The organism is Mycobacterium sp., assembly GCF_965277065.1.
Taxonomy (GTDB): domain Bacteria; phylum Actinomycetota; class Actinomycetes; order Mycobacteriales; family Mycobacteriaceae; genus Mycobacterium.
Genome location: NZ_CBDIBT010000016.1, coordinates 115,962 through 138,894 on the forward strand (window position 1 = coordinate 115,962; position 22,933 = coordinate 138,894).

General features: G+C 67.3%; 22 protein-coding genes. 6 read left to right on the plus strand and 16 right to left on the minus strand.

What is annotated here, in order from left to right:
• Positions 1-169: 169 nt before the first annotated feature.
• A complete protein-coding gene (locus tag ACQY5A_RS06300) occupies positions 170-2,509 on the plus strand; it encodes a DEAD/DEAH box helicase (RefSeq protein WP_428339919.1) in 2,340 nt (779 codons plus the stop codon).
• Between the two features lie 167 nt (positions 2,510-2,676).
• The gene (locus ACQY5A_RS06305) at positions 2,677-3,696 is read left to right on the plus strand and encodes a PAS domain-containing protein (protein ID WP_428339534.1); all 1,020 of its coding nucleotides are present in this window, start codon (positions 2,677-2,679) and stop codon (positions 3,694-3,696) included.
• Here the strand turns inward: ACQY5A_RS06305 and ACQY5A_RS06310 are convergent.
• From ACQY5A_RS06310 to ssd, 7 genes are read right to left on the minus strand one after another with little or no spacing between them, the layout of a single operon-like run.
• Positions 3,693-3,986: an Rv3654c family TadE-like protein gene (locus ACQY5A_RS06310; protein ID WP_428339535.1), complete on the minus strand. Its 294-nt coding sequence runs from the start codon at positions 3,984-3,986 to the stop codon at positions 3,693-3,695. The genes ACQY5A_RS06305 and ACQY5A_RS06310 overlap by 4 nt on opposite strands.
• A 34-nt stretch (positions 3,987-4,020) precedes the next feature.
• On the minus strand, positions 4,021-4,302 hold the full coding sequence (locus ACQY5A_RS06315) for a TadE family type IV pilus minor pilin (protein ID WP_428339536.1): 282 nt from the start codon (positions 4,300-4,302) through the stop codon (positions 4,021-4,023).
• A 41-nt stretch (positions 4,303-4,343) separates the two neighbouring features.
• Positions 4,344-4,535, minus strand: coding sequence for a DUF4244 domain-containing protein (locus tag ACQY5A_RS06320; RefSeq protein ID WP_428339537.1), 192 nt, complete (start codon positions 4,533-4,535; stop codon positions 4,344-4,346).
• Positions 4,536-4,568: 33 nt separating this feature from the next.
• Complete coding sequence (locus ACQY5A_RS06325) at positions 4,569-5,147, minus strand: type II secretion system F family protein (RefSeq protein WP_428339920.1); 579 nt, start codon at positions 5,145-5,147, stop codon at positions 4,569-4,571.
• Positions 5,147-5,920 carry a type II secretion system F family protein gene (locus tag ACQY5A_RS06330; protein WP_428339921.1) on the minus strand — a complete coding sequence of 258 codons (774 nt, stop codon included), beginning with the start codon at positions 5,918-5,920 and terminating at the stop codon, positions 5,147-5,149. The genes ACQY5A_RS06325 and ACQY5A_RS06330 overlap by 1 nt, the downstream gene beginning before the upstream one ends.
• A 14-nt stretch (positions 5,921-5,934) precedes the next feature.
• Entirely contained in the window at positions 5,935-7,098 is a 1,164-nt protein-coding gene (locus ACQY5A_RS06335; protein WP_428339538.1) for a TadA family conjugal transfer-associated ATPase, read from the minus strand.
• Positions 7,095-8,183: a septum site-determining protein Ssd gene (ssd, locus tag ACQY5A_RS06340; protein WP_428339539.1), complete on the minus strand. Its 1,089-nt coding sequence runs from the start codon at positions 8,181-8,183 to the stop codon at positions 7,095-7,097. The genes ACQY5A_RS06335 and ssd overlap by 4 nt, the downstream gene beginning before the upstream one ends.
• A gap of 387 nt (positions 8,184-8,570) precedes the next feature.
• On the opposite strand from ssd, the gene ACQY5A_RS06345 reads away from it, so the two are divergent.
• Entirely contained in the window at positions 8,571-9,419 is an 849-nt protein-coding gene (locus tag ACQY5A_RS06345) for an HAD-IB family hydrolase (RefSeq protein WP_428339540.1), read from the plus strand.
• A gap of 400 nt (positions 9,420-9,819) precedes the next feature.
• Here the strand turns inward: ACQY5A_RS06345 and ACQY5A_RS06350 are convergent, their stop codons facing one another.
• The 5 genes from ACQY5A_RS06350 to ACQY5A_RS06370 all read right to left on the minus strand — a co-directional run bounded on the left by ACQY5A_RS06350 (position 9,820) and on the right by ACQY5A_RS06370 (position 15,709).
• Positions 9,820-10,599 (minus strand): oxidoreductase, encoded by a 780-nt coding sequence (locus ACQY5A_RS06350; protein WP_428339541.1) that lies wholly within the window; start codon positions 10,597-10,599, stop codon positions 9,820-9,822.
• 99 nt (positions 10,600-10,698) lie between these two features.
• Complete coding sequence (locus ACQY5A_RS06355; protein ID WP_428339542.1) at positions 10,699-12,312, minus strand: dipeptide ABC transporter ATP-binding protein; 1,614 nt, start codon at positions 12,310-12,312, stop codon at positions 10,699-10,701.
• Positions 12,309-13,181, minus strand: a complete 873-nt coding sequence (locus ACQY5A_RS06360; RefSeq protein WP_428339543.1) for an ABC transporter permease — start codon at positions 13,179-13,181, stop codon at positions 12,309-12,311. Before ACQY5A_RS06360 ends, ACQY5A_RS06355 begins: the two co-directional genes overlap by 4 nt.
• Entirely contained in the window at positions 13,174-14,100 is a 927-nt protein-coding gene (locus tag ACQY5A_RS06365; RefSeq protein ID WP_428339544.1) for an ABC transporter permease, read from the minus strand. Before ACQY5A_RS06365 ends, ACQY5A_RS06360 begins: the two co-directional genes overlap by 8 nt.
• 1 nt (position 14,101) lies before the next feature.
• Positions 14,102-15,709 carry a peptide ABC transporter substrate-binding protein gene (locus ACQY5A_RS06370; protein ID WP_428339545.1) on the minus strand — a complete coding sequence of 536 codons (1,608 nt, stop codon included), beginning with the start codon at positions 15,707-15,709 and terminating at the stop codon, positions 14,102-14,104.
• A 186-nt stretch (positions 15,710-15,895) separates the two neighbouring features.
• Here ACQY5A_RS06370 and acs point away from each other — a divergent pair, with 186 nt between their 5' ends.
• Positions 15,896-17,854, plus strand: coding sequence for an acetate--CoA ligase (gene acs, locus ACQY5A_RS06375; RefSeq protein WP_428339546.1), 1,959 nt, complete (start codon positions 15,896-15,898; stop codon positions 17,852-17,854).
• Here acs and ACQY5A_RS06380 read toward each other — a convergent pair whose 3' ends face one another.
• Complete coding sequence (locus tag ACQY5A_RS06380) at positions 17,855-18,511, minus strand: serine protease (protein ID WP_428339922.1); 657 nt, start codon at positions 18,509-18,511, stop codon at positions 17,855-17,857.
• Between the two features lie 262 nt (positions 18,512-18,773).
• On the opposite strand from ACQY5A_RS06380, the gene ACQY5A_RS06385 reads away from it, so the two are divergent.
• Complete coding sequence (locus tag ACQY5A_RS06385) at positions 18,774-19,301, plus strand: phage holin family protein (RefSeq protein WP_428339547.1); 528 nt, start codon at positions 18,774-18,776, stop codon at positions 19,299-19,301.
• Positions 19,301-20,260, plus strand: a complete 960-nt coding sequence (locus ACQY5A_RS06390) for an alpha/beta fold hydrolase (RefSeq protein ID WP_428339548.1) — start codon at positions 19,301-19,303, stop codon at positions 20,258-20,260. Before ACQY5A_RS06385 ends, ACQY5A_RS06390 begins: the two co-directional genes overlap by 1 nt.
• Here ACQY5A_RS06390 and marP read toward each other — a convergent pair.
• The 3 genes from marP to ACQY5A_RS06405 are packed head-to-tail and all read right to left on the minus strand — an operon-like array spanning position 20,253 to position 22,920.
• Positions 20,253-21,443 (minus strand): acid resistance serine protease MarP, encoded by a 1,191-nt coding sequence (gene marP, locus ACQY5A_RS06395; RefSeq protein ID WP_428339549.1) that lies wholly within the window; start codon positions 21,441-21,443, stop codon positions 20,253-20,255. The two genes, ACQY5A_RS06390 and marP, sit on opposite strands and share 8 nt — an antisense overlap.
• Positions 21,443-22,246 carry an NUDIX hydrolase gene (locus ACQY5A_RS06400; protein ID WP_428339550.1) on the minus strand — a complete coding sequence of 268 codons (804 nt, stop codon included), beginning with the start codon at positions 22,244-22,246 and terminating at the stop codon, positions 21,443-21,445. The genes marP and ACQY5A_RS06400 overlap by 1 nt, the downstream gene beginning before the upstream one ends.
• On the minus strand, positions 22,243-22,920 hold the full coding sequence (locus ACQY5A_RS06405; protein ID WP_428339551.1) for a TlpA family protein disulfide reductase: 678 nt from the start codon (positions 22,918-22,920) through the stop codon (positions 22,243-22,245). Before ACQY5A_RS06405 ends, ACQY5A_RS06400 begins: the two co-directional genes overlap by 4 nt.
• Between the last annotated feature and the right edge of the window lie 13 nt (positions 22,921-22,933).

The window sequence follows — 22,933 nt, forward strand, 5'->3', positions numbered from 1 at the left end:
AGCTGCGACCGCAGACAGTCAATCACGTTCATCGCGTCTGCGACAGCCTCAGAGGACGAATTGAGCTACCGGGAGGTAAACAGTTCGGATGCGGACCCGAAACGCCCGGTCGCAGCGGGACAATCGGTCGGGTTTTCGGCGCTGACCTCGAATCAGGAGGCACTACATGGTGGTGACGTTCGGCAGCGAGTTGCTCGCCGCCGCGGTCGCCGGCACCGAGGCGGGTGAGCATCCGTTACGTCATGTCGCCGAACTGCCGGCACGGCATGGTCGCCAACAGCCTTGGCCGACATGGGTCGAACCCGATGTGCTGCGGGCATTCACCGACCGCGGCGTCAGTTCGCTGTGGGCACACCAGGTTCAGGCCGCGGATTTGGCCCACGCCGGCCGTCACGTCGTCATCAGTACTGGCACCGCCTCCGGGAAATCGCTGGCTTACCAACTCCCCATCCTCACTGCGCTGGCGGCCGATCCGCGGGCCCGCGCGCTGTACATCTCGCCGACGAAAGCCCTTGGCCACGACCAACTGCGGGCTGCTCACTCACTGTGCGCCGCCGTCACTCGGCTGGCCGATGTCGCTCCAACGGCATACGACGGCGACAGCGCAGGCGAGATACGCCGGTTGGCCCGCGAGCGCTCCCGCTGGGTGTTCTCCAACCCCGACATGGTCCACCTGGCGCTGCTGCGCAACCACGCCCGCTGGGCCATGTTCCTGCGCAACCTCCGATTCGTGGTGGTGGACGAATGCCATTACTACCGCGGCGTTTTCGGCTCGAATGTGGCGATGGTGCTGCGACGTCTGTTGCGGTTATGTGCGCGATACTCCGCCGACCCGGCCGCGCTCCCGACGGTGATCTTCGCCAGCGCGACGACGTCGGCTCCTGGTGCGACCGCCACCGATCTCATCGGCCAACCCGTCGAGGAGGTCACCGAAGACGGCTCACCGCAAGGCGCTCGGACGGTAGCGCTGTGGGAGCCCGCGCTGCGCACCGATCTGACGGGTGAAAACGGCGCGCCGGTACGGCGATCCGCCGGTAGCGAGGCGGCGCGCCTGATGGCCGACCTGGTCGCCGAGGGAGCCCGCACACTGACCTTCGTCCGGTCGCGCCGCGGTGCCGAATTGACCGCGCTGGCAACACGCGCACGACTGGAAGACATCGCTCCCCAATTGACCGAGTCGGTGGCGTCGTATCGCGCGGGCTATCTGCCCGAGGACCGCAACGCGCTCGAGCAAGCACTGCTCGATGGGCAGTTGCGTGGCCTGGCCACCACCAACGCGCTGGAACTCGGAATCGATATCGCCGGGCTGGATGCGGTGGTGCTGGCCGGTTTTCCCGGAACGGTCACCTCGTTCTGGCAGCAGGCCGGCCGATCCGGCCGGCGCGGGCAGGGCGCGCTCGTGGTGCTGGTGGCCCGCGACGATCCGCTGGACACCTATCTAGTGCACAACCCCTCCGCTTTGCTGGACAGCCCAATCGAGCGGGTGGTAATCGACCCGGCCAACCCCTACATTCTTGGCCCGCAGTTGCTCTGCGCTGCAGCGGAATTACCGATCGACGACGCCGAGGTGCGTTCGCTGGGCGCCGAAGATGTCGCCAACGCCTTGGTCGACGACGGTCTGCTGCGACGGCGATCCGGCAAGTACTACCCGGCGCCGGGCGTGGATCCCCATCCAGCAACGGACATTCGGGGCCCGACGGGCGGTCAAGTCGTGATTGTCGAAGCGGACACCGGACGCCTGCTGGGGACAGCCGGCGCGGGTCAGGCCGCCGCATCGGTGCATCCGGGGGCGGTGTACCTGCATCGGGGTGAGAGCTATCTGGTCGACTCGCTGGACTTGGACGATGGCATGGCCTTCGTCCATGCCGAGGACCCCGGATACGCGACGTTCGCGCGTGAACTCACCGACATCGAGGTCACCGGACCCGGCGAACGCCGGACGTTCGGGCCGGTCACCCTTGGCCTGGTTCCGGTCAGCGTGACCAAGCAGATCGTGGGCTATCTGCGCCGTCGACTCAACGGTGAGGTGATCGACTTCGTCGAGCTGGCACTGCCACCGTACACCCTGGACACTATGGCGGTGATGTACACAGTCACTCCAGAAGCGTTGGACGACAACGATATCGACCCGCTCCAGGTACCCGGGTCGCTGCACGCAGCGGAGCATGCCGCTATCGGTCTACTACCACTGGTGGCCAGTTGTGACCGCGGCGACATCGGCGGGTTGTCCACCGCCGTCGGCCCCGAATCCGACGGTCTGCCAAGCGTCTTCGTCTACGACGGCTATCCGGGCGGAGCGGGCTTTGCTGAGCAGGGGTTCCGCCGGGCGGACACGTGGCTGGGCGCCACGCTCGCGGCGATCGAGGCATGCGAATGCGCTTCGGGCTGCCCGTCGTGCGTGCAATCGCCGAAGTGCGGCAACGGCAACGACCCGCTCGACAAAGGCGGAGCCGTCAAGGTGTTGCGCTTGGTGCTCACCGCACTGGGGGACCGAACGCAGACGGCGTGAGCCGTCCGGACTGTGCTTAACGCGGCGGCAAAATAGCTGCCCCTTGCGCGCTGTGCAACTTGGACGCGCACACTCTTAAGACCCTCAGCTTGGTCACAGTGAAAGACGCACGGATTCGGCAGTGACGCAACGGGTTATCCGAAGCCACGCGGCTAAACTACTGAGCTATGACCGACGACTGGCTGCTGGTGGAGACGCTCGGCAGAGAACCGGCCGTGGTAGCAGTGGGCCGTCACCTGCAGGACCTGATTCCACTAACCAAGTATTTGAAGCGCACCGCCGGTCGCGCGGCCATCCAATCCGCCATCGCCGAGTCGGTGCAGACCAGCAAAGGTCTGGTCAGCATCACGCCCAAGAAAGCCCGCGTGATCCGGACCGAGCCGGTGTTGATGTCCGACGGTCGCGTTCACGGCGTGCATGTCTGGAGTGGGCCTCCCGCCGAGGAGCCACCCGAGCGCCCGATTCCGGGCCCATTGAAATGGGATGTGACCAGCGGGGTGGCGACCGATACCGCGCAATCGCTGCTCAACACGGGCGGCAACGTCGAGATGGAGGAGCCCGAGGAGCGGGCGTTCGCGGAGTGCTGGCCCTCGGGCGAACTCAAGCCCAATGAGGGCATGGCGCTGGCGGCGGCGGTCAGGTTCGAACCGGGCCACACGATGTGCGACACCTGGGACGGCCGGGACTGGCAGGGCAACGCGATTCGGGTGAGCTTCGTGGTGCGCAACGGACTCGAAGAGGGCGCGGACGGCCGCGAGCACATGGTCGCCCGCGGCATGAATTGGCGCGCCGAGCCCGCTGATCAGCCGACCGGGTCGGACCGGCTTGCCCAGCAGATCTTGCGCGGACTGGCTCAGCCCGGGGTGTACCGGGCGTTGTTCGACCCGCACAGCTGGGTGCTGCTGAAATGGCTCGACGCGCCGTGCCCGTTCTATGACTGGCGCCGCATCGCCGCCGACAGCCCGCGGATACACCCCGACGACGAGGCGAAGAGAGCCGCGATGCGCACCGAGTTCGCCGACGGTGCCGCGTGCGCGGTGCTGCGGCTGCCGGCTCACAACGGCGGGTGGGTGCCGGTGCACGTGACGGTCAACCGGGTGGAGCTCGACGACGACGCGTTTGCCGGCCTGGTCTCGGTGCGGCTGCCCACCGAGTCGGAGCTCGCCGCGGCCGACTTGGCGGACTAGACCGGGCCGGCGCGGGCGGCGGCCCGTGCGGTGCCCCATCGACCACCCGGGGCGCCCATTTCGACGGTGACCACCACATCCAAGTCGTCGACCACGCAGCCGCTGGTGCCGGCCCGCATCGCGCGGGCTACCTCGACGGCCTGCGCGCACGCTGACTCGGCTCCGGCAGGCACCCGCGCCGCAGCGGCCAGCGCGGCCAAATCAGCGGCGGACTGCGCCCGATGTCTCGCCACCACCGCGGCACCCAGGTACGCCACACCGCCGGTGACGGTCAGTAACACAGCGACCATCGCCGCCGCGACCACGGTGACCGAGCCTCGCTCGTCACCGAGGTTCGACCGCGGCGATTCCGGTTGCCGAAATACGCAGCACGGGGAGCAGATTCGAACGAGTGGTGACGGTCGCGACCACGAACTCACCGTCTCGGCGCAGTTGCACGCCGGCGCCGGCCGGGGCGACGCCGCGGGCGGCAGCGACCGCCGAGCGCTCATCACCGCGGGCCGCCAACCGGGCGGCCTCGCGCGCCGCGTCGATGCAGCGGAGGTGCATCGACATCGCGGTGATGCCAGCCAGACACAGCACCAACACGGTGACCAGTGTGGCCACACCTAGCGCCGCCTCGACGGTAGTGGTCCCGGCATCGTCGGCTAGGCCTTGGTGTTGAGGGCGCGGGCGATGATGTTCGTCAATGCCGAGACGATCGAGTCGCCGGTCACGACGGTGTAGAGGATCGCCGCGAACGCCGCCGCGGCAATGGTTCCGATGGCGTATTCCACAGTCGACATCCCCGACTCGTCGACCACCAACAGCGTCAGGCGTGTTTTCAATTCGTGAAACATGTTGCTCCTCTTCTTTTTTCTGAACCGGACACGTCATAACAAACCCGACTGCAGGAAGTCGCCGGCCAGCCCGGCGATGACCGGGACGATGCCGAGGCAGACGAATGCTGGAAGGAAGCAGAGTCCCAGCGGGCCGGCGATCAGCACGCCGGCACGCTCAGCCGTCGCGGCGGCCGCATGCGTGGCGTCCTGCCGGCACTGCGTGGCGAGCCCTGACACCGCATCGGCCAGCGCCACACCCGACGCCGAGGACCGGCGAGCCAGCCTCAGTACGGCGTCGATCTGCGGGTCGGCGGGGCCGGGCGCCGCGGACCACGCGACGGCCGGGTCGGCACCCAACGCCAGCAGATCGGCTGCGCGGCAGAGTATCTGCGCCAGAAGCGGAGGCGCGGATCGGGCCGTCGCCGCTGCAGCCGTCGACACCGCCATCCCCGCTGATAGGCAGACTGCCAGCACATCCAGACTCGACGCGACGGCCAGTGGATCCGGCCCGGTCGGCCTCTTCGCCGTCGCCCGCGGCCGGCCGCGTGGCATCTCGGCGCGGGATCGAACGGCTGACGGTCCGGCGCTGCACAGCACGGCGGCCGCCAAAAGCATTGCAACAGTGCCAATCACAGTGCCACTGCCTGATCGGTGATGCGGTCCGACCACAGCAGCCCACCACAGACCAACGTCAGCCCGACGACCAGCAGGCACCCGCCCAGCCGTCCGCCGAGCAAAAACGTGATCGGGCGCGCCCCGATCAACTGACCCATCACCACCGACAGCACCGGGAGGCTGGCAAGGACCGCCGCAGTTGCCCGAGCGCCCGCCATCGCCGACTGCACCTGGCCCGAGAAACGCTGTCGCTCAACGATATCGCGCCGCGCGGCGTGCATCAACACCGACATGGCCAGGCCGTGATCGGCGGCCAGTTGCCAGCACACGGCGAGTCGTTCCCAATGTGCTTGCAACACTGAGGTTTCACCGACGCCACGCAAGCCCGCGGCGACATCGGCCCCCAGTCGGGCGCGCGCCGCCACCGCTCGGCAGGCCGCGGCTACCGGTCCGGCTGTCTCTTGCGCCGCCGCAGCGAAGGCGGCCGCCGGATGGGCTCCCACCCGTAGTTCACCCACCAGCACATCGATCGCCGTCTCCAACTCCCGGCTCTCACCGGATCCGCGATCGCTACGTCGTCGACGCCGAAAGCGCAACGTCATCGTCCCGGCAAGCACACCGACCGCCAAAACAGTTGTCAATGGCAGCAATACGACACCTACGGTCAGCGCACACACCGTCACCCAGCCCGCGGCCCGCGGTGTCGGACCGCGTCGGGTACGGCCGTGGCGGGCCAGTCGCTGGCGAGGCGACGACGGGTACACCAGTAACGCAGCGGCCAACGTCATCGCGGCGAGCCACGTCACAACGGCATCCGACCGCGCAGCAATCGACGGAAGTCGATGATCTCGTCGGTGAGTCCGCGCTCGGCCTGCCATACGGTGAACGCTCGGACCCGCTCGCCAGTGCGGCGCAGGACGGCAATCTCGTCGAGACGCCGCCGCCCATCGCGATCACGGGACACGTGCAGCAACACTTGTATTGCTGCGGCCAATTGGCTGTGCAGCGCAGCACAATCCAGGCCGCCGAGGGCACCGAGTGCCTCCAGACGGGCCGGGACTTCGGCGGGGTTGTTGGCGTGGACCGTGCCGGCACCGCCGTCGTGTCCGGTGTTCAGCGCGGCCAGCAAGTCGACCACCTCGCCGCCCCGGACCTCGCCGACCACGATACGGTCCGGGCGCATCCGTAAGGCCTGCCGCACGAGCTGACGCACGGTGACCTCGCCGACGCCTTCGACGTTGGCGCACCGGGCCACGAGCCGCACCAGATGCGGATGCGGTGGGGCCAATTCGGCGGCATCCTCGACGCACACGATCCGCTCGTCGGGAGTCACCGCGTTCAGCATCGCCGACAGCAGCGTCGTCTTGCCCGCGCCGGTTCCGCCTGACACCAAGAACGCCAACCTGGCCGCAATGACGTCGTCGATCAATTCCGCCGCCGTGGGCGCGATGGCCCCGGCCGCGATCAGCGCGGCGAGGTCCTGAGTTGCCGGCCGCAGTACCCGCAACGACAGGCAGGTCCCACTCACCGCGATCGGCGGCAAGACGGCGTGCAGCCGAACAGCCGACCCACCGCTGCCCATCCCGGTCAATTGCCCGTCCACCCATGGCTGCGCATCGTCGAGGCGCCGGCCGGCTGTCAAGGCCAGCCGCTGCGCCAATCGCCGTACCGCGGCTTCATCGACGAAACGAACATCAGTGCGCCGCAACCCTTTCCCGTCGTCGATCCACACCGCGTCGGGAGCGGTGACCAGCACGTCGGTGGTGCCGTCGGCACACAACAAGGGTTCCAGGATTCCGGCGCCGGTCAGCTCGGTTTGCAGTATCCGGAGATTGCTCAGCAGCTCGGTGTCACCGAGCACTCCGCCGGACTCGGCCCTGATCGCGTCGGCCACCAGCTGGGGGCGAAGCGGAGCGGATTCGGTCGCCAGGCGCTCCCGCACCCGATCGATCAAGGTGCCGCTCATGCCGCCCCGCGATCGATCTGCATCGCCGGATCCTGCGTCAGTACGGCGAGTACACGGTGGGCGGCCGCGGCCAGTGCCGAGCGCCGGCCCGACCGCAGGCCACCGTGCTCGAGCTGCTTAGCCAAGCGTGGCTGCGGCTTCATCGACGCCAGCAGTGGCACTCCCGCGATCGTGGCCAGTTCCTCGGCCTGCAGTCCGCCCGGCGCCGGACCCCGCACCACCAGCCCGATGCTGGGATTGATCGCGGTCAACGCCGGAACGAGCGTCGCGGTCGCCGCACAGGACCGCACATCACACGGGCATGTCACGATCACGAGATCAGCTGCGTCCAAGGCGGTTTCAACCGCATCGGTCATCCGGCGGGCAAGGTCGCACACCACCGTAGCTCCACCGCGACGGCCGGCGTCGAGCACGGCTTGCACTGCGCCGCCGTCTATCTCGTAACCGCGCCGGGTACCCGACAGCAGACTGACGCCGCGGTGGCGGGGTAGCGCATCGCGCACCGCCGACCAGGTCAGCCGGCCTCCTTGCAGCGCAAGGTCAGGCCACCGCACGCCGGGCGTGGTCTCCGCGCCGACCAGTAGATCGATCCCGCCGGCCCAGGGATCCAGGTCGACCAGCATCGCATCGTTCGCCGCCTGCGCCAGCGCGCCCGCAAAGATCGACGCGCCCGCACCGCCGCATCCGCCGATCACCGCCACCACCGCGCCGCGCGCCCCGTTGTCGCGGACTGATTCAGCGGCCTCGGCAAGTGCGCGGACCAGATCATGTTCGTGCACAGGCAGGCTCAGCACGTGTCCGGCACCCACATCGATCGCCGCGGCCCAGGTTGCCGGTGGCGGATCCTCCCCGCTGACCACGATCACGTGCGCGCGGCGCGGCAAACCGCTGAGCGCGCAGGCCAGCGCGGCCGCCTCGTCGAGCACAACCCCCGCTGCCGCCGACCACGCCTTTCTGCTGACTGGCACGGCACCGGCGGAGTGGACAACTCGCACGCCGACGGCTGCGGCGACCCGATCCAGCTCGTCGCGCAGTGCATGATCGGCAAGCACGGCCAGCACTCCACGCGCATCGGTGATCGACATCGGCCCACCGTGCCGCGACCGGGTACGCACCGGTAGTCGCGCAGCAGAATTTGTGCACAGCATCCCAGCTGTGCACAAATTCTGCGGACGTCTGGGCGAAGAATTTGCCCGACAAAAGGGACGACCCCCGCCAGGGGGGGAGGAGGCGAGGGTCGTCGTGTTTCAGCCCCGGGGGGTCGGGCTGATACACCCTCGGCTAAGCCGAGTGATGCTTACTATACACATGACAGTGTTGCGCAGCGCAAGGGTTGCCGGCCGGAAATAAGTAACTCCTTTAAGTAGCTGCACCATGCGTCTAAAAAACGTCGAGATCGTCAAAACAGCGTCTGACCGGCACCTTTGTCAACAGCATCGCGATTTGCCGGCGCGCCGCCCTATGCTGGGGCGGTGACCGTCTCAGACTCGGCCGCTGACCAGCAAACTTCGTCGACGCCCACCGGTCCGACTCCGCGCACGGCGGCCTTTTTCGATCTCGACAAGACGATCATCGCCAAATCCAGCACGCTGGCGTTCAGCAAACCGTTCTTCGCGCAGGGCTTGATCAATCGTCGGGCCGTCCTCAAGTCGAGCTACGCTCAGTTCTTGTTCCTCCTCTCCGGCGCCGACCACGACCAGATGGATCGGATGCGCATTCATCTGACCAACATGTGCAGCGGGTGGGATGTCGAGCAGATCAAGACGATCGTCAACGAGACCTTGCACGACATCGTCACGCCGCTGGTGTTCGCCGAGGCCGCCGACCTGATCGCCAGCCACAAACTGTGCGGGCGTGATGTCGTGGTGGTGTCGGCATCCGGCGAGGAACTGGTGGCGCCGATCGCCCGCGCACTGGGAGCCACTCACGCGATGGCGACCCGGATGGTCGTCGAGGACGGCAAGTACACCGGCGAGATCGGGTTCTACTGTTTCGGCGAAGGCAAAGTGCAAGCCATCCGTGAGTTGGCCGCGCGCGAGGGCTATCCACTCGAGCACTGCTACGCCTATTCCGACTCGATCACCGACATGCCGATGCTCGAGGTCGTCGGGCATCCGAGCGTGGTCAACCCGGATCGCGCGCTGCGCCGCGAAGCCACCGCCAGGGATTGGCCGGTGCTGGAGTTTTCCCGCCCGGTGTCGTTGCGTGACCGAATCCCGGCTCCGTCGGGAGCTGCGGTCGCCACCACCGCCGCGGTCGGGCTCAGCGCCCTGGCCGCCGGCGCGCTGACCTACTCGCTGCTGCGCCGGTTCTCGCTGTAACGGCGCCCAGCAAACTTTTTGTGTCACGGCCCGGCATCGCTTTGGATATTTCCCGACAATTGACCCTTGATGTGACCCGAGTCACGGAGTACAAAGGATTTACGGAAGCCCGGTGAGGCCAAGGTCAATCCGGAAGAGAAGGATCGATCTCCCGAACAGGGCAACCGAGCACGGTTCCCGGCACCCACGCGGAGTCATAGCCGCGATAATGGCAGAAGTGTTGCGGGCCTGCGTAATTGCGAAGAGCGAACGGCGTCGACGGCCCTTTGGGTGGGGCTGCAACCGGAAGTCTCGCAAGATCGCCGAGGCCATCCCACGCAACCCACAGGTGCACGCATGGTAACCGAGATCCGTGCTAGCGGGCGGCGAGCCGAAATCCTTCGGTACGCCGCCCGCTTTATCAATTCTGGTGCCCGTGATCGCCTTGCTCGGTCAGCGTCTCAGCAATCGCCAACGCCTCCTGCGCGCCGGTGCGCATAGCGCGGCATGACAACACCAGCCAGCTGGCCATACCCTCCGCCGTGCCGGACGCGAACCCGGCCGTCGCCTCGCGGTAGTCGGCGGCGCGACGCATCCAGCCGACCTCCGGCACCCCCAGCCCGTGCGGGTCGAGCCCGGTGGCGATCGTGACCAAGCGTGACACCGCGCGCGCCACCACTCCATCCGCGGTGCCGAAGGGCGCCAGCGTCAGCAGCTCGCCGTGTGCGACGGCGGCGATCACCGGCGCCGGCGCCTTCGTACCGCCGGAGACGATGTGGGCGAGCAGCTCTAGACGCGGTCCGACATCAGGTTCCAGACGTGGCCGGCCCAGCCGACTCTCGTCGACGCGGTCAGCCGCGGCCAGCATGTGCAATCGGGCCAGGGCCTGCAGCGGCGCGCGCTGCCACACCCCGACCAGGTTGGTCTCGCCGCCCTCCAGCGCCTGCGCGACACGAAGTGCTCCGGCAAAAACCGGGTCGCTGATGGCAGACACCTCGAGCGGGTCGTCGAGTTTGCGGCCACCGCCGTCCAGCACCGCCGACGCTCTGGCCGACCGCAGCGCGGCCTCGGCGGCGGTCACCGGCCAGCGTCGCAGGTTGGCACGGTGCCGATGCGCCCGGCCGAGCGCCTCCCGCGCCTGCTCGCTCGCAGCCGCGACACCGGGCAACTCCATCAGCGGAGCAAGCGGATCAGTTCTCACGGCGCCACTCCTCCTCATCGCTACGCTCTGCATCGTCGTCGGCGGGCTCACGGCGCCACTCCTCCTCATCGCTACGCTCTGCATCGTCGTCGGCGCGGCTCACGGCTTGCCAGCGTAGCCAGCGCCCGCTCCGGGAACCGCGGCCAGTAGCTGCCGGGTGTATTCGTGCTGTGGCCGGGCGAACACCTCCTCGGTGGCCGCGTTTTCGACCACCCGGCCCGCTTCCATCACCATCACCTCGTCGGCGATTTGCCGGATCACCGCCAGGTCGTGGCTGATGAACAGATACGTCAGGCCCAGCGCCGCCTGCAGTTCGGCCAGCAGTTCCAGGATCTGCGCCTGCACCACGACGTCGAGCGCCGAGACGGCCTCGTCGCAGACCACCACCTCGGGCCGCAGCGCCAAGGCCCGCGCGACCGCCACCCGCTGGCGTTGCCCCCCAGACAACTCTCGCGGACGCCGGTTCAGCAGCGACGACGGAAGCGCGACCTGCTCGGCCAGTTCACGGACACTCTGTCGGCGTTGACGGCGATCACCGATCCGATGGATCCGCAGCGGCTCCTCGATGATCTGGGACACCGAGTACATCGGATCCAAACTGCCGTAGGGGTTCTGGAACACCGGTTGAATTCTGCGGCGAAACGCCAGCGTTTCCCGCGGGCTCAGTGATGCGGCGTCGGACACGTCGGTTCCGTCGAAAACCACTGTGCCCGAGCTGGGTTGCAGCAGACCGAGCACCATCCGGGCCAGGGTGGATTTCCCGGATCCGGATTCGCCGGCCACCGCCAGCGTGGTGCCGCGGCGCAGCCGGAACGAGACATCGTCGACGGCGCGCACCGCGGATGTCCGCCACGGCGCACCCCGCGAAGACCGGTAGCTCTTGGTCAGCCCGGTGACAACGATCATGTCCGCCGAGTCCTTGGGCGTGACGCTGCGTGCCATGGGAGCAGCACGCAGCGAGGGCGCCGCTGCCACCAGACGTTGTGTATAGGGATGCTGTGGATCGCGCAGAATCAATTGTGCTGTGCCGGTTTCCACCACCTGGCCCTGGTTCATCACGACCAGCTGTGCGGCCCGTTCGGCGGCCAGCGCCAGGTCGTGGGTGATCAGCAACACCGCGGTGCCCAGTTCACCGGCGAGTTGCTGCAGATGATCGAGCACGCGGCGCTGCACCGTGACGTCCAGCGCTGACGTCGGCTCGTCGGCGATCAGTAGCCGGGGCCGGCCGGCCAGCCCGATGGCGATCAGCGCGCGTTGACACATGCCGCCGGACAGCTGATGCGGATACTGCCGGGCCCGCATGCCCGGCTCGGGCAAACCTGCGTCGGCAAGCAGCTGGGCTGCCTGGCGATCGATATTGTTGGCACGCAGGGCTTCTCGTACTTGAAAGCCGACCCGCCATACCGGGTTCAAGTTCGTCATCGGATCCTGCGGCACGTAGCCGATCCCGCTGCCCCGCACAGCACGCAGCTGTCGACGGGTAGCCGCGCCGAGGTCGACACCTTCGAACTCGATGCGGCCCGCGGTGACGCGCCCGCCGGGCGGCAGCAACCCGAGAATCGCCGCCGCGGTGGTCGACTTGCCCGACCCCGACTCGCCGACGATCGCCACGGTCTGGCCCGCGCGCACCTCGAGGTCCACGCCGCGAACCGCCGGGTCGGCGTCGCCGAAGCGGACCTCGAGTCCGGTGACGCTCAGCAGCGGAGCGCTCATCGGCGCCCTGCCCGCGACGACGGGTCCAGAGTGTCGCGCAGCACGTCGCCCATGATCATGAACGCCAGCACGGTGATCGCCAGTGCACCAGCGGGATAGAACAAGATCGGCGAGCCGGCGCGCAGCCGGATCTGGTCGACGTTGATGTCACCGCCCCACGACACCACCGACGGCGGCAACCCGACCCCGAGATAGGACAGGGTGGCCTCGGTGACGATGAACAAGCCGAGCGCTATGGTGGACACCGCGATCACCGGGCCGATCGCATTGGGCAGCACATGCCGCAGCAGGATGCCGAACCTGTTCAGCCCGAGGGCTTTCGCTGCCAGTACGTAATCGTTGCCGCGGACCGCGAGCACCGCGCCGCGGGTTATCCGGGCGATCTGCGGCCAGCCGAACAGCGCGAGGATCGCGATCACCGTCCACACCGTGCGGTGGTGCATGACCTGCATCAGCACAATTGCGGCCAGCAGTAACGGGATAGCGAAGAACACATCGGCGACGCGGGAGACGATCGCGTCGAGCCAGCCGCCGTAGAAGCCGGCCAGCGCCCCGAGCGCTCCCCCGACGACGAACACCAGCACGGTGGCGCCGAGGCCGACTGTGATCGAGGCACGTGCGCCGTAAATGGTGCGGGTATAGATGTCGTGGCCCTGCAGGTCGGTGCCGAACCAGTGTGCCGCTGACGGCCCGAGCAGGCTCTGGTCTGGGTTGGCGTAGCCGGGATCGGCCGCGGTGAACAACGACGGGAACACCGCGACGACGACGACGAAGCCGATCAGCACCGCGCTGATGACGAACTGCGGACGGCGGCACAGCGCGCGCCAGGAATCACGCCAAAATTCGCTGCCGCCAAACATTTCAGCCATAGCGAATCCTGGGGTCCAACGCCGCGTACAACAGGTCGACGGCCAGGTTGGTGACGAGGTAGACGACGACGAGAACCGTCACGATCGACACGACGGTCGGCGCCTCTTGACGGGTGACGGCCTGGTAGAGCACGCCGCCGACACCGTGGATGTTGAAGATGCCTTCGGTGACGATCGCTCCGCCCATCAGCGCGCCGAGGTCAGCGCCCAGGAAGGTCACCACCGGGATCAGCGAATTGCGCAGAATGTGCACGACGACCACGCGCGGGCGGGACAGTCCTTTCGCGGTCGCGGTGCGCACGTAGTCGGCATGCGCGTTGTCGGCGACCGCCGACCGGGTCAGCCGCACCACGTAGGCGAACGACACGGCGCCCAGCACGATTCCGGGAAGCAACAGCCGCGCGAACGTCGGCTGATCGCCCACCGTCACCGCGGCCAGGCCCAGCCGAACCCCGAACACGAATTGCGCAAGGAAGCCCAGCACGAAGATCGGCACCGCGATGATGACCAGGCTGACGATCAACAGGCCGCCGTCGAAAACCCCGCCCTGGCGCAGCCCGGCAATCACCCCGAATCCGATGCCGAACACCGCCTCCACCGTCAGCGCCACCAACGCCAGCTTGAACGTGACCGGAAATGCCTGCGCCAGAACGGTACTCACGGGTAGACCCGAGTAAGCGTGACCGAGGTCGCCGCGCAGGACGCCGCCCAGGTATTGCAGGTACTGCAACCAGAACGGGTCGTCGAGGTGGTACTGCGCACGTAACTGGGCGGCGACCGCCGGGCTCAGCGGGCGATCACCGCCCAGCGCCGCGATCGGGTCGCCGGGCAGCAGGAACACCATGCCGTAGATCAGCAACGTCGCACCGAGGAAGACGGGGACCATGGCCGCCACGCGTCGAGCGATGTACCACCCCATGTCAGGCCTTCACGATGCGTTCGTAGTCGGGTAGCCCGTTCCAGGTCAGCACCACATCGCTGACCGCGGGAGACCGTCCCGCGACGGCGACGGTGTACCACAGCGGGACGACGGGCATGTCCTGCAACAGGATTCGCTGGGCATCGTTGGCCAGCGTGAAGGATTGCGATAGGTCCGGTGCGGCCTCGGCGGCAGCGACCGCGGCGTCGAATCGGGGGTTGGAGTAACCGACGTCGTTCGCGCCGGCGCGGCTGACGAACAGCGGTTCCAGGAATTCCAGCATCGACGGGAAGTCACCCTGCCACCCGGCGCGGAACGCGGTGCTGATCGTGTGGCTGGTGATCTGGGTCCGGAACCCGGCGAAAGTGGGCTGTGGCGTGCCGACGGCGTCGATGCCAAGCGTGTTCTTGATGCTGTTGGCCACCGCGTCCACCCATTCCTGATGCGAGCCGTCGGCGTTGTAGGAAATCGCATAGCGGCCGGACCATTTCGCGATGGCGTCGGCCTGCGACCACAAAGCCCGCGCCCGGTCCGGGTTGAAGTTCAGCGCATCGTTGCCATCGATACGGGGGTTGAATCCGGGCAGCGAGCTGGCGGTGAAGTCACGGGCCGGCGTGCGTGCGCCGGAGAAGATCTTGCGGCAGATCTGGTCCCGGTTGACCGCCGCGGAGAGGGCGAGGCGACGCAGTCGGCCTTCCTCGCCGGAGAAGTGCGGCAGTCGCAGCGGCGTGTCCAGGCTCTGATTGGCCGCGGCGGGCGCGGTCACCGCTCGGTCGCCGAGGTCTCGGCGGTAGATGGGCAGCACGCTGGGCGGAAGGGTGTCCAGCACATCGAGATTACTCGACAGCAGGTCCGAGTAGGCGGTGTCGAGGTTGGCGTAGAAAACGAACCGCAGGCCCTTGTTCATCGGCATCCGGTTGCCGTGGTAGCCGGGGTCGGTCACCAGGTCGAGCTTGACGTTGTGCTGCCAGGCCGGGTTGCCCGGCTCATCGGCAAGTCGGTACGGGCCGTTGCCGATGGGATGCTGGCCGAACGTCGCCATGTCCTTCAGTGCAGCGTCGGGCAGCGGGTAGAACGGCGAAAACCCAAGCCGTAGAGCGAAATCGATCGTCGGCCCCTTGAGCCGCACGATGAATTCGTGGTCGTCAATCACCTGCAGCCCCGACATCGTGGTCGCGGTCGGTTTCAACGCGGCCACCTCGTCGAAGCCGGCGATCGGGGCGAAGAAGCTCTGCTGCAGTTGAGCATTGGCCGCCAGGGCGCCGTAGTTCCAGGCGTCGACGAAGGAGTGCGCGGTGACCGGCGAGCCGTCGCTGAATGTCCAACCCGGTTTCAGGGTGATCCGGTAGTTGACATCGTCGGTGGTCTCGACCGACCGGGCGACTTCCAGCGTGGGTGCGCCGTGGACGTCGTAGGACATCAGGCCGGCGAATAGCCGGTCGATGATCCGGCCGCCGTTGGAGTCATTGGTGTTCGTCGGGATCAGCGGGTTCTGCGGCTCACCCGCATTGACGATCACCACGTCGGTGCGGACGTTGCCCCCGCCGCAGCCCGTCAGCGAGACCGCGGCAAGTATCGCCGTTGCCGCAAGAACGCGAAATAGATGCAATCCGTCTTCCTCCGATCCGCAATAGATTCTCAGGCGTAGGGTCACCGAGGTTGCCGAGGGCAGCATCGGCGGTTCGGACGCTGAGTCATGCCCGGCGGAACGAAGGAGATCGCTTACCAAGATCCCGCGCGACTGTATTGCCTACAGCCGCTCACAAGGTAGCCGGACGCGACTACGCTCTTGCCGGTGACCGAGACGCAGACCCAGGCCCCGTCATATCCACCGTCGAAAGAGTTCGTCGCGCAGGCCAATGCCCGCGATGACCTGTATCAACAGGCCGAACAGGACCGACTGGCGTTCTGGGCCGAGCAGGCCAACCGACTGTCTTGGGACACACCGTTTTCCGAGGTGCTGGACTGGTCTGAGCGGCCGTTTGCCAAATGGTTCACTGACGGCAAACTAAATGTCACCTACAACTGTGTGGACCGCCACGTCGAGGCCGGCAACGGTGGTCGGGTCGCCTTCCGCTGGGAGGGTGAGCGGATCGGCGAAGACCGCACCCTGACCTACAGCGAACTTCTAGCCGAGGTGAGCAAAGCCGCCAACGCGCTGACGGATCTGGGTCTGGTGGCCGGTGACCGCGTCGCGATCTATCTGCCGATGATCCCGGAGGCGATCGTGGCGATCTTGGCCTGCGCGCGCCTGGGCGTGCTGCACAGCGTGGTGTTCGCCGGGTTCACCGCCACCGCGCTCGGCGCCCGCATCGACGACGCCAAGGCCAAACTCTTGATCACCGCCGACGGGCAGTTCCGCCGCGGCACGCCGGCGCCGCTGAAGGAGGCGGCCGATCAGGCTGTCGCCGAAGCCGATTCGATCGAACACGTCTTGGTGGTCAAGCGCACCGGGGTCGACATCGCGTGGAACGAGGGCCGCGACGTGTGGTGGCACGACGTCGTCGACTCGGCATCGCCCGAGCACCAGGCCGAGGCGTTCGACGCCGAGCACCCGCTGTTCCTGCTGTACACCTCGGGAACCACCGGCAAGCCCAAAGGCATCGTGCACACCAGCGGCGGCTACCTCACTCAGGCGTCGTACACACACCACAACGTCTTCGACATCAAGCCGGACACCGACGTGTTCTGGTGCACCGCCGACATCGGCTGGGTCACCGGGCACACCTACAGCGTCTACGGGCCGCTGTCCAACGGTGTCACTCAGATCATCTACGAAGGCACACCGGACACCCCCGACCAGCACCGACATTTCCAGATCATCGAAAAGTACGGCGTGACAATCTATTACACCGCGCCTACGATGATCCGGACGTTCATGAAGTGGGGCCGCGACATCCCCGACGCGCATGACCTGTCCAGCCTGCGACTGCTCGGCACGGTTGGCGAGCCGATCAACCCGGAGGCCTGGCGCTGGTACCGCAGGGTCATCGGCCGCGACAGCATCCCGATCGTGGACACCTGGTGGCAGACCGAAACCGGCGCGGCGATGATTTCTCCGCTACCCGGCGTCGCGTCGGCCAAACCGGGTTCGGCGATGAGACCGCTACCCGGCATCTCAGCGAAGATCGTCGACGACGACGGCAATCAGCTCACCCCGCCGTCGTCCGATGCGGGAGAGCACACCAGCGGGTACCTCGTCCTCGATCAGCCCTGGCCGTCGATGCTGCGCGGCATCTGGGGTGACGACGACCGCTTCCGAGAGACGTACTGGTCGAAGTTCGCCGAGCAGGGCTGGTATTTCGCCGGCGACGGAGCGCGCTACGACACCGACGGCGCGATCTGGATCCTGGGCCGCATCGACGACGTGATGAACGTGTCGGGACACCGCATCTCCACCGCAGAGGTGGAGTCGGCACTGGTCGGCCACTCCGGGGTGGCCGAGGCGGCGGTCGTCGGGGCCACCGACGAGACCACCGGCCAGGCGATCTGCGCATTTGTCGTGCTGCAGGCCGACCACGCGGAGACGACCGGCGCGGAGATCATCGACGAGTTGCGCGCCGAGGTGGCACGGGTGATCTCACCGATCGCGCGGCCGCGGGAACTGCACGTGGTGCCCGAGTTGCCGAAGACCCGCAGCGGCAAGATCATGCGGCGGCTGCTTCGCGACATCGCCGAGAAACGCGACCTCGGCGACACCTCGACGCTGCTCGACCCGGGCGTGTTCGACGCGATTCGAGCCGCGTCGCCGTAGTCAGGCGGGGATCGGAACGAACCCGGCGCCGGGTCGGTTCTTGGCCTGCAGGTCGGCCAGGTCGGCGTTGATCGACTGCACCACCGCCGGTGTGTGAAGTGGAATGTACTTGGTGACGCAGACCGGCAGGTTGTCGCTGAATGCGCCGTGGATCATCCCGACCAACTGATCGTTGACCGTCACCGGGGCACCGGAGTCGCCGGGCTGTCCGCACACCTGCATGAGGATCGTGCCCGGATCCTGACCCGGGCCCCAAGTGACACCGCAGGAGTTGCCGGTGGTGCGGCCTTGCTTGCACGCGACCTGTCCGAACGACGGGTCGGGGCCGATCCCGTTGATCGCAAAACCCCCGAAGTTGGCCTGCGGCAACACTTTTACCTTGTCAAATTGGATGACCGCATAGTCGAGGCCGTCGTTGCCGGAGATCATGGTTCCGACGTTGCCGCGGTCTTTGGCCGCCTCCGCAGCGACCGTCGCGCCCGGTCCGCCGCAGTGCGCAGACGTGAAACCGATCAGGTCGCCCCTGGGATTGGTGCCGATCGTGGTCAGCGTGCACAGGGCGTCGTTGTTGACGATGATGCCCGCGCCGCCGCCGAGCGGAATCCGGTCGTCGGCGCGCGCGGGGGCGTTGTGCGAACCGAGTAGGCCGCCCGCCATGATCAGGGCCGTCGCCCCCCTGAGTAGCTGACGGCTCGAGATCTGCAACGCGGTTCTCCCGTCGGCAAAAAATGCACGCATGCCCAGAAATGGCCGCGCCAGTCTAGCGTGATCAGTGCCTGCCGACGCCCATCCTCACACTGCTCAGCCTCAAACCGCCTTGCGTCGTCTGGCGCCGGACTGCATGGCAACATGAACCGCGACGACCGCGCGTCCTGTGACGGTGCGCCGAACAACCAGAGCGAGCTCGGAAGGACCGTCTGTGAGCAAGTCAGACCGAAAGAACGGAAACCAGCGCACTGATGGCGTTCCCAGCACACTGACCAGCATCCCGCTGACCGATCCCCACGCGCTGTCCGCCGAGCCGTCGATCGGCGAGCTGGTCAAAGATGCCACCTCGCAGATGTCGACGCTGGTACGCGCCGAGGTCGAACTGGCCCGTGCGGAGATCACCCGCGATGTCAAGAAGGGTCTGACCGGTAGCGTCTTCTTCATCGCCGCGCTGGTGGTGCTGTTCTACTCGACATTCTTTTTGTTTTTCTTTCTGGCGGAGTTGCTCGACACGTGGTTGTGGCGCTGGGCGGCGTTCCTGATCGTTTTCGGGATCATGGTGGTGGTGACCGGCGTCCTGGCGCTGTTCGGTTTCCTCAAGGTCCGGCGCATCCGCGGTCCGCAGCAGACCATCGAATCGGTCAAGGAAACCCGGTCGGCTCTCACGCCGGGTCATGACAAGCCCTCGGCCCCGGCGCTGAATTCGGGCGGGACGCCCACCGATCCCTCGGGTTGGTAATGGCCCCACCAGATCCGTCGGTAACCCGCATCGACGGTCCATGGCGCCATCTCGACGTGCACGCCAACGGCATCCGTTTCCATGTCGTCGAGGCGACGCCGGATGGGCAGGACGTCCCGTCGACCTCGCTGCCGCTGGTCATCATGTTGCACGGCTTCGGCTCGTTCTGGTGGTCGTGGCGTCACCAGCTGCGCGGCCTGACCGGTGCGCGCGTGGTCGCGGTGGATCTGCGCGGCTACGGCGGCAGCGACAAACCGCCTCGCGGGTATGACGGCTGGACGTTGGCCGGCGACACCGCCGGACTGATCCGCGCGCTGGGGCACACGTCGGCGACGCTGGTCGGTCACGCCGACGGTGGCCTGGTCTGCTGGGCCACCTCGGTGCTGCACTCCCGGCAGGTGCGTGCCATCGCGGTGGTCAGCTCGCCGCACCCGGGTGCATTGCGCCGCTCGGCGCTGACCCGCCGCGACCAGGGCCGGGCGCTGCTGCCATCACTGCTGCGTTACCAGGTGCCGTTCTGGCCGGAACGCGCGCTGACCCGGCATCACGGCAGCGAACTCGAACGCGTGATTCGCAGCCGAGCCGGCGCCAAATGGCTTGCCTCCGAAGATTTTTCTGAGTCAATCGGCCACCTGCGTCAGGCCATCCAGATTCGGTCGGCCGCGCACTGCGCGCTGGAATACCAGCGCTGGGCGGTGCGCAGTCAGCTGCGCGACGAGGGTCGACGTTTCATGCGATCGATGAATCGGCCGTTCGGCATTCCGATGCTGCACATTCACGGCGACACCGATCCCTATGTACTGGACGATCCGGTCGAACGAACGCAGCGCTACGCACCGCACGGCCGCTACGTATCAATCGCCGGCGCAGGGCATTACAGCCACGAAGAGAAGCCGGACGAAGTCAACGCGCACCTGTCGCGCTTCCTCGACCGGGTTTACCGCTCGCCACTCAACTGACGCATTCACCGGTTGGCACCGGCGTGGTGTCCCCGATGTGCGACAACTGCCCGGCGACTTCTTTGGCCGTCAGCACGAAACCGGTGTCGTTGTCGTCAACCGCAGCACCGAACACGACCCCGATAACCTGCCCGTCCAGGTCGATCAGCGGTCCGCCCGAATTGCCTTGTTCCACATTGGCTCTGACGGTGTAGACCTCGCGGTCGATCGTCGCCTTGCGGTAGATGTCGGGCCCGTTCAATTCGATGAGTTCGCGGATCCTGGCCGGCGTCGCCATGAATCCGCCGCCACCCGGATAACCCATCACGATGCCTTCGGTACCCGAGGTCACCGGAGAGTTGGCGAACGCCAGCGGTCCGGCCGGCAGGTGTGGAACCGAAAGGATCGCGATGTCGACGGTCGGGTCGTAGGACACCACGGTGGCGTCGTAGGGATTGCCGCTGGCCTCGACGGTGACGTTGTTCGAGCCGGCGACGACGTGCGCATTGGTCATCACTCGATCGGGTGAGAGCACAAATCCGCTGCCCTCCAACACTTTCGAACAGGTCGGCGCGATCGCGCGAATCTTCACGACGCTCGGCTCGGTGTTCGCGACAACGGGATTCTTGGACAGTGCGGAGTCCGGGGCCGCGACCGCCACGACGGGGGTCCGGCTGAACGGCTCCAGCACCTGCGGCAGACCCGAGGTGTCCAGTAACGCCGACAACCGCTTGGGCACCGTCTTGAGCCATTCCGGCGCATAGTCGTTGACCTCGCCGAGCACTCGCGAACCTCGCACTGCCGCAGCCAAACTGGGCTGGCCCGCCGATGACGTCAGCGGGGTGGCCAGCAGCCACGCCGCCACCAGCACCACCACCATTTGCACGGCCACACCGACCAGCGAGTCGAAGAACCGGACCGAATTGCTGTGGATCGCACCGCGGACCGCGCGCCCCAACACCACACCAGCGACCTCGCCGACCACGACCAACGCCAGGATCAAAAACAGCGCGGCGAACAGCTTGGCCCGCGGCGCGGCGACATGCGCCACAAGGTGCGGTGCCAGCAGCACTCCGGCGATCGCGCCGAGCAGCACGCCGACGAACGACAGCAGCGATCCGAGCGCGCCTGAACGCCAACCCGAGACCGCCGCGATGAAAGCGACTGCCAGCACCGCGACGTCCAACCATTGTGAGGAACTCATCAGGCATCTTCCTCGTCGCCGACCAGTGCCATCGCTTCGTCCAGCTCGCGAATATCGCTGGCGTCCCAGGGCTTTGCCCAACCAGCGACGTCCAGCATCGCGGAAATCACCTGACCGGTGAAACCCCAGACCAGCATCTCGTTCAACAGAAATGCCGGCCCGGCGAAGCGGCGGCTGAGGGTGCGGCGGTACACCATCAGCCGGTTGGCGGGATTGATGAGGGCCCGGACCGGAACTCGGGCCACTATTGCTGTTTCCGCCTGATCCACCACGGCCACCGGCCCCGGATCCGGCGAGTACGCCAGCACGGGGACGACGTGAAAACCCGACGGCGCGATGAACGTTCGCTCCATCGTGACCAGTGGATGCAGTTTGGCGGTGTCGATGCCGGTCTCCTCGCGCGCCTCGCGCAGCGCGGTGGCCACCGGCCCGTCGTCACCGGGATCGGATGCGCCGCCGGGGAAGGCGGCCTGGCCGGCGTGGTGGCGCAGCGTTGCGGCCCGCACGATGAGCAGCAGGTCGGCGTCATCAGGCGGCGAACCCGGTGCGGCGCTCCGAGACTCGTTTGCCGACGGGCCGGAGAACAGCACCAGCACCGCCGCATCGCGGCCCTTGTTGCCCGTGAACTTCTTCGACGCGGTCACCATGGCCAGCACGTCGGCGGGCAGTCGTCGCTTGTACGCGTCGGGAATTTCGGCGATGTTGTCGACCAACGGTCGCAGCCAGGGCGGGCCGAGTTCCGGCGTCAACAGATCCGTTCCACCCGAGCGATCCAGACGCTGGGGAGTCCCGCCTCCGCTCACCGGCGCCCCCTTCGTGCATCCAGCCGCCCGACCGCATCGGTTATCTCGTCCGCAGTCGCGAAAGCGCGGGGCAGCGTCCCCGCAACGCTACCGTCCGAGTCCAGCACGACCGTCGCGGGCATCACGTTGGGCACGTGCAACGCCGCCGCCACCCGACGTGCACCGTCCTGCAGCGTCGGCAGCCGGACTCCGAGTTCGGCCAGCCGCAGCAGAGCCGCCGTCTCGTTCTCGTCCTGATGCACGGTCACCACGATCACGTCGGTGCCGACCCGTCGCTGATACTCCGCCATCGCGGGAAGTTCGGCCGCACACGGCCCGCACCAATACGCCCACATGTCGAGCACGACGCGATGCCCGGCCAAGGCCGGCCCGACGTCGACGACCGAGCCGTCGGCCGCGCAGTCGGCGGTCACCCCGCGCAGCGCCACGGGGCCGGGCTGCCCGCTCGGACGTGGGCACGGCGCCAGGTCGGCCCGCTGTCGCGGCCCGGCCAGTGCGGCCGCGGTGTCGGCGTCGCGATGTTCGCGGGCGGCACCGGTCGGGGCGGAATCCGGCTCGGTCGTCGACGGATGGGAAGCCTCGCGGAATGCCACCACCAGGGCCGCGACCAACACGGCGGCAATCACCAGCACCGCAAGGGTCCAGCGGGCGGTTCGAGTGCTGAGCGTGATCAAAGGATCCGGCGCC

Excerpts from the sequence above, each read along its gene's own strand:
- marP (WP_428339549.1), bottom strand. The coding sequence starts at position 21,443 with ATGAGTTCCTCACAATGGTTGGACGTCGCGGTGCTGGCAGTCGCTTTC.
- ACQY5A_RS06360 (WP_428339543.1), bottom strand. The coding sequence starts at position 13,181 with ATGGCTGAAATGTTTGGCGGCAGCGAATTTTGGCGTGATTCCTGGCGC.
- ACQY5A_RS06305 (WP_428339534.1), top strand. The coding sequence starts at position 2,677 with ATGACCGACGACTGGCTGCTGGTGGAGACGCTCGGCAGAGAACCGGCC.
- ACQY5A_RS06380 (WP_428339922.1), bottom strand. The coding sequence starts at position 18,511 with ATGGCGGGCGGCCTACTCGGTTCGCACAACGCCCCCGCGCGCGCCGAC.
- ACQY5A_RS06335 (WP_428339538.1), bottom strand. The coding sequence starts at position 7,098 with ATGAGCGGCACCTTGATCGATCGGGTGCGGGAGCGCCTGGCGACCGAA.
- ssd (WP_428339539.1), bottom strand. The coding sequence starts at position 8,183 with ATGTCGATCACCGATGCGCGTGGAGTGCTGGCCGTGCTTGCCGATCAT.
- ACQY5A_RS06310 (WP_428339535.1), bottom strand. The coding sequence starts at position 3,986 with ATGGTCGCTGTGTTACTGACCGTCACCGGCGGTGTGGCGTACCTGGGT.
- ACQY5A_RS06330 (WP_428339921.1), bottom strand. The coding sequence starts at position 5,920 with ATGACGTTGGCCGCTGCGTTACTGGTGTACCCGTCGTCGCCTCGCCAG.
- ACQY5A_RS06355 (WP_428339542.1), bottom strand. The coding sequence starts at position 12,312 with ATGAGCGCTCCGCTGCTGAGCGTCACCGGACTCGAGGTCCGCTTCGGC.
- ACQY5A_RS06320 (WP_428339537.1), bottom strand. The coding sequence starts at position 4,535 with ATGTTTCACGAATTGAAAACACGCCTGACGCTGTTGGTGGTCGACGAG.
- ACQY5A_RS06365 (WP_428339544.1), bottom strand. The coding sequence starts at position 14,100 with ATGGGGTGGTACATCGCTCGACGCGTGGCGGCCATGGTCCCCGTCTTC.
- ACQY5A_RS06390 (WP_428339548.1), top strand. The coding sequence starts at position 19,301 with ATGGCCCCACCAGATCCGTCGGTAACCCGCATCGACGGTCCATGGCGC.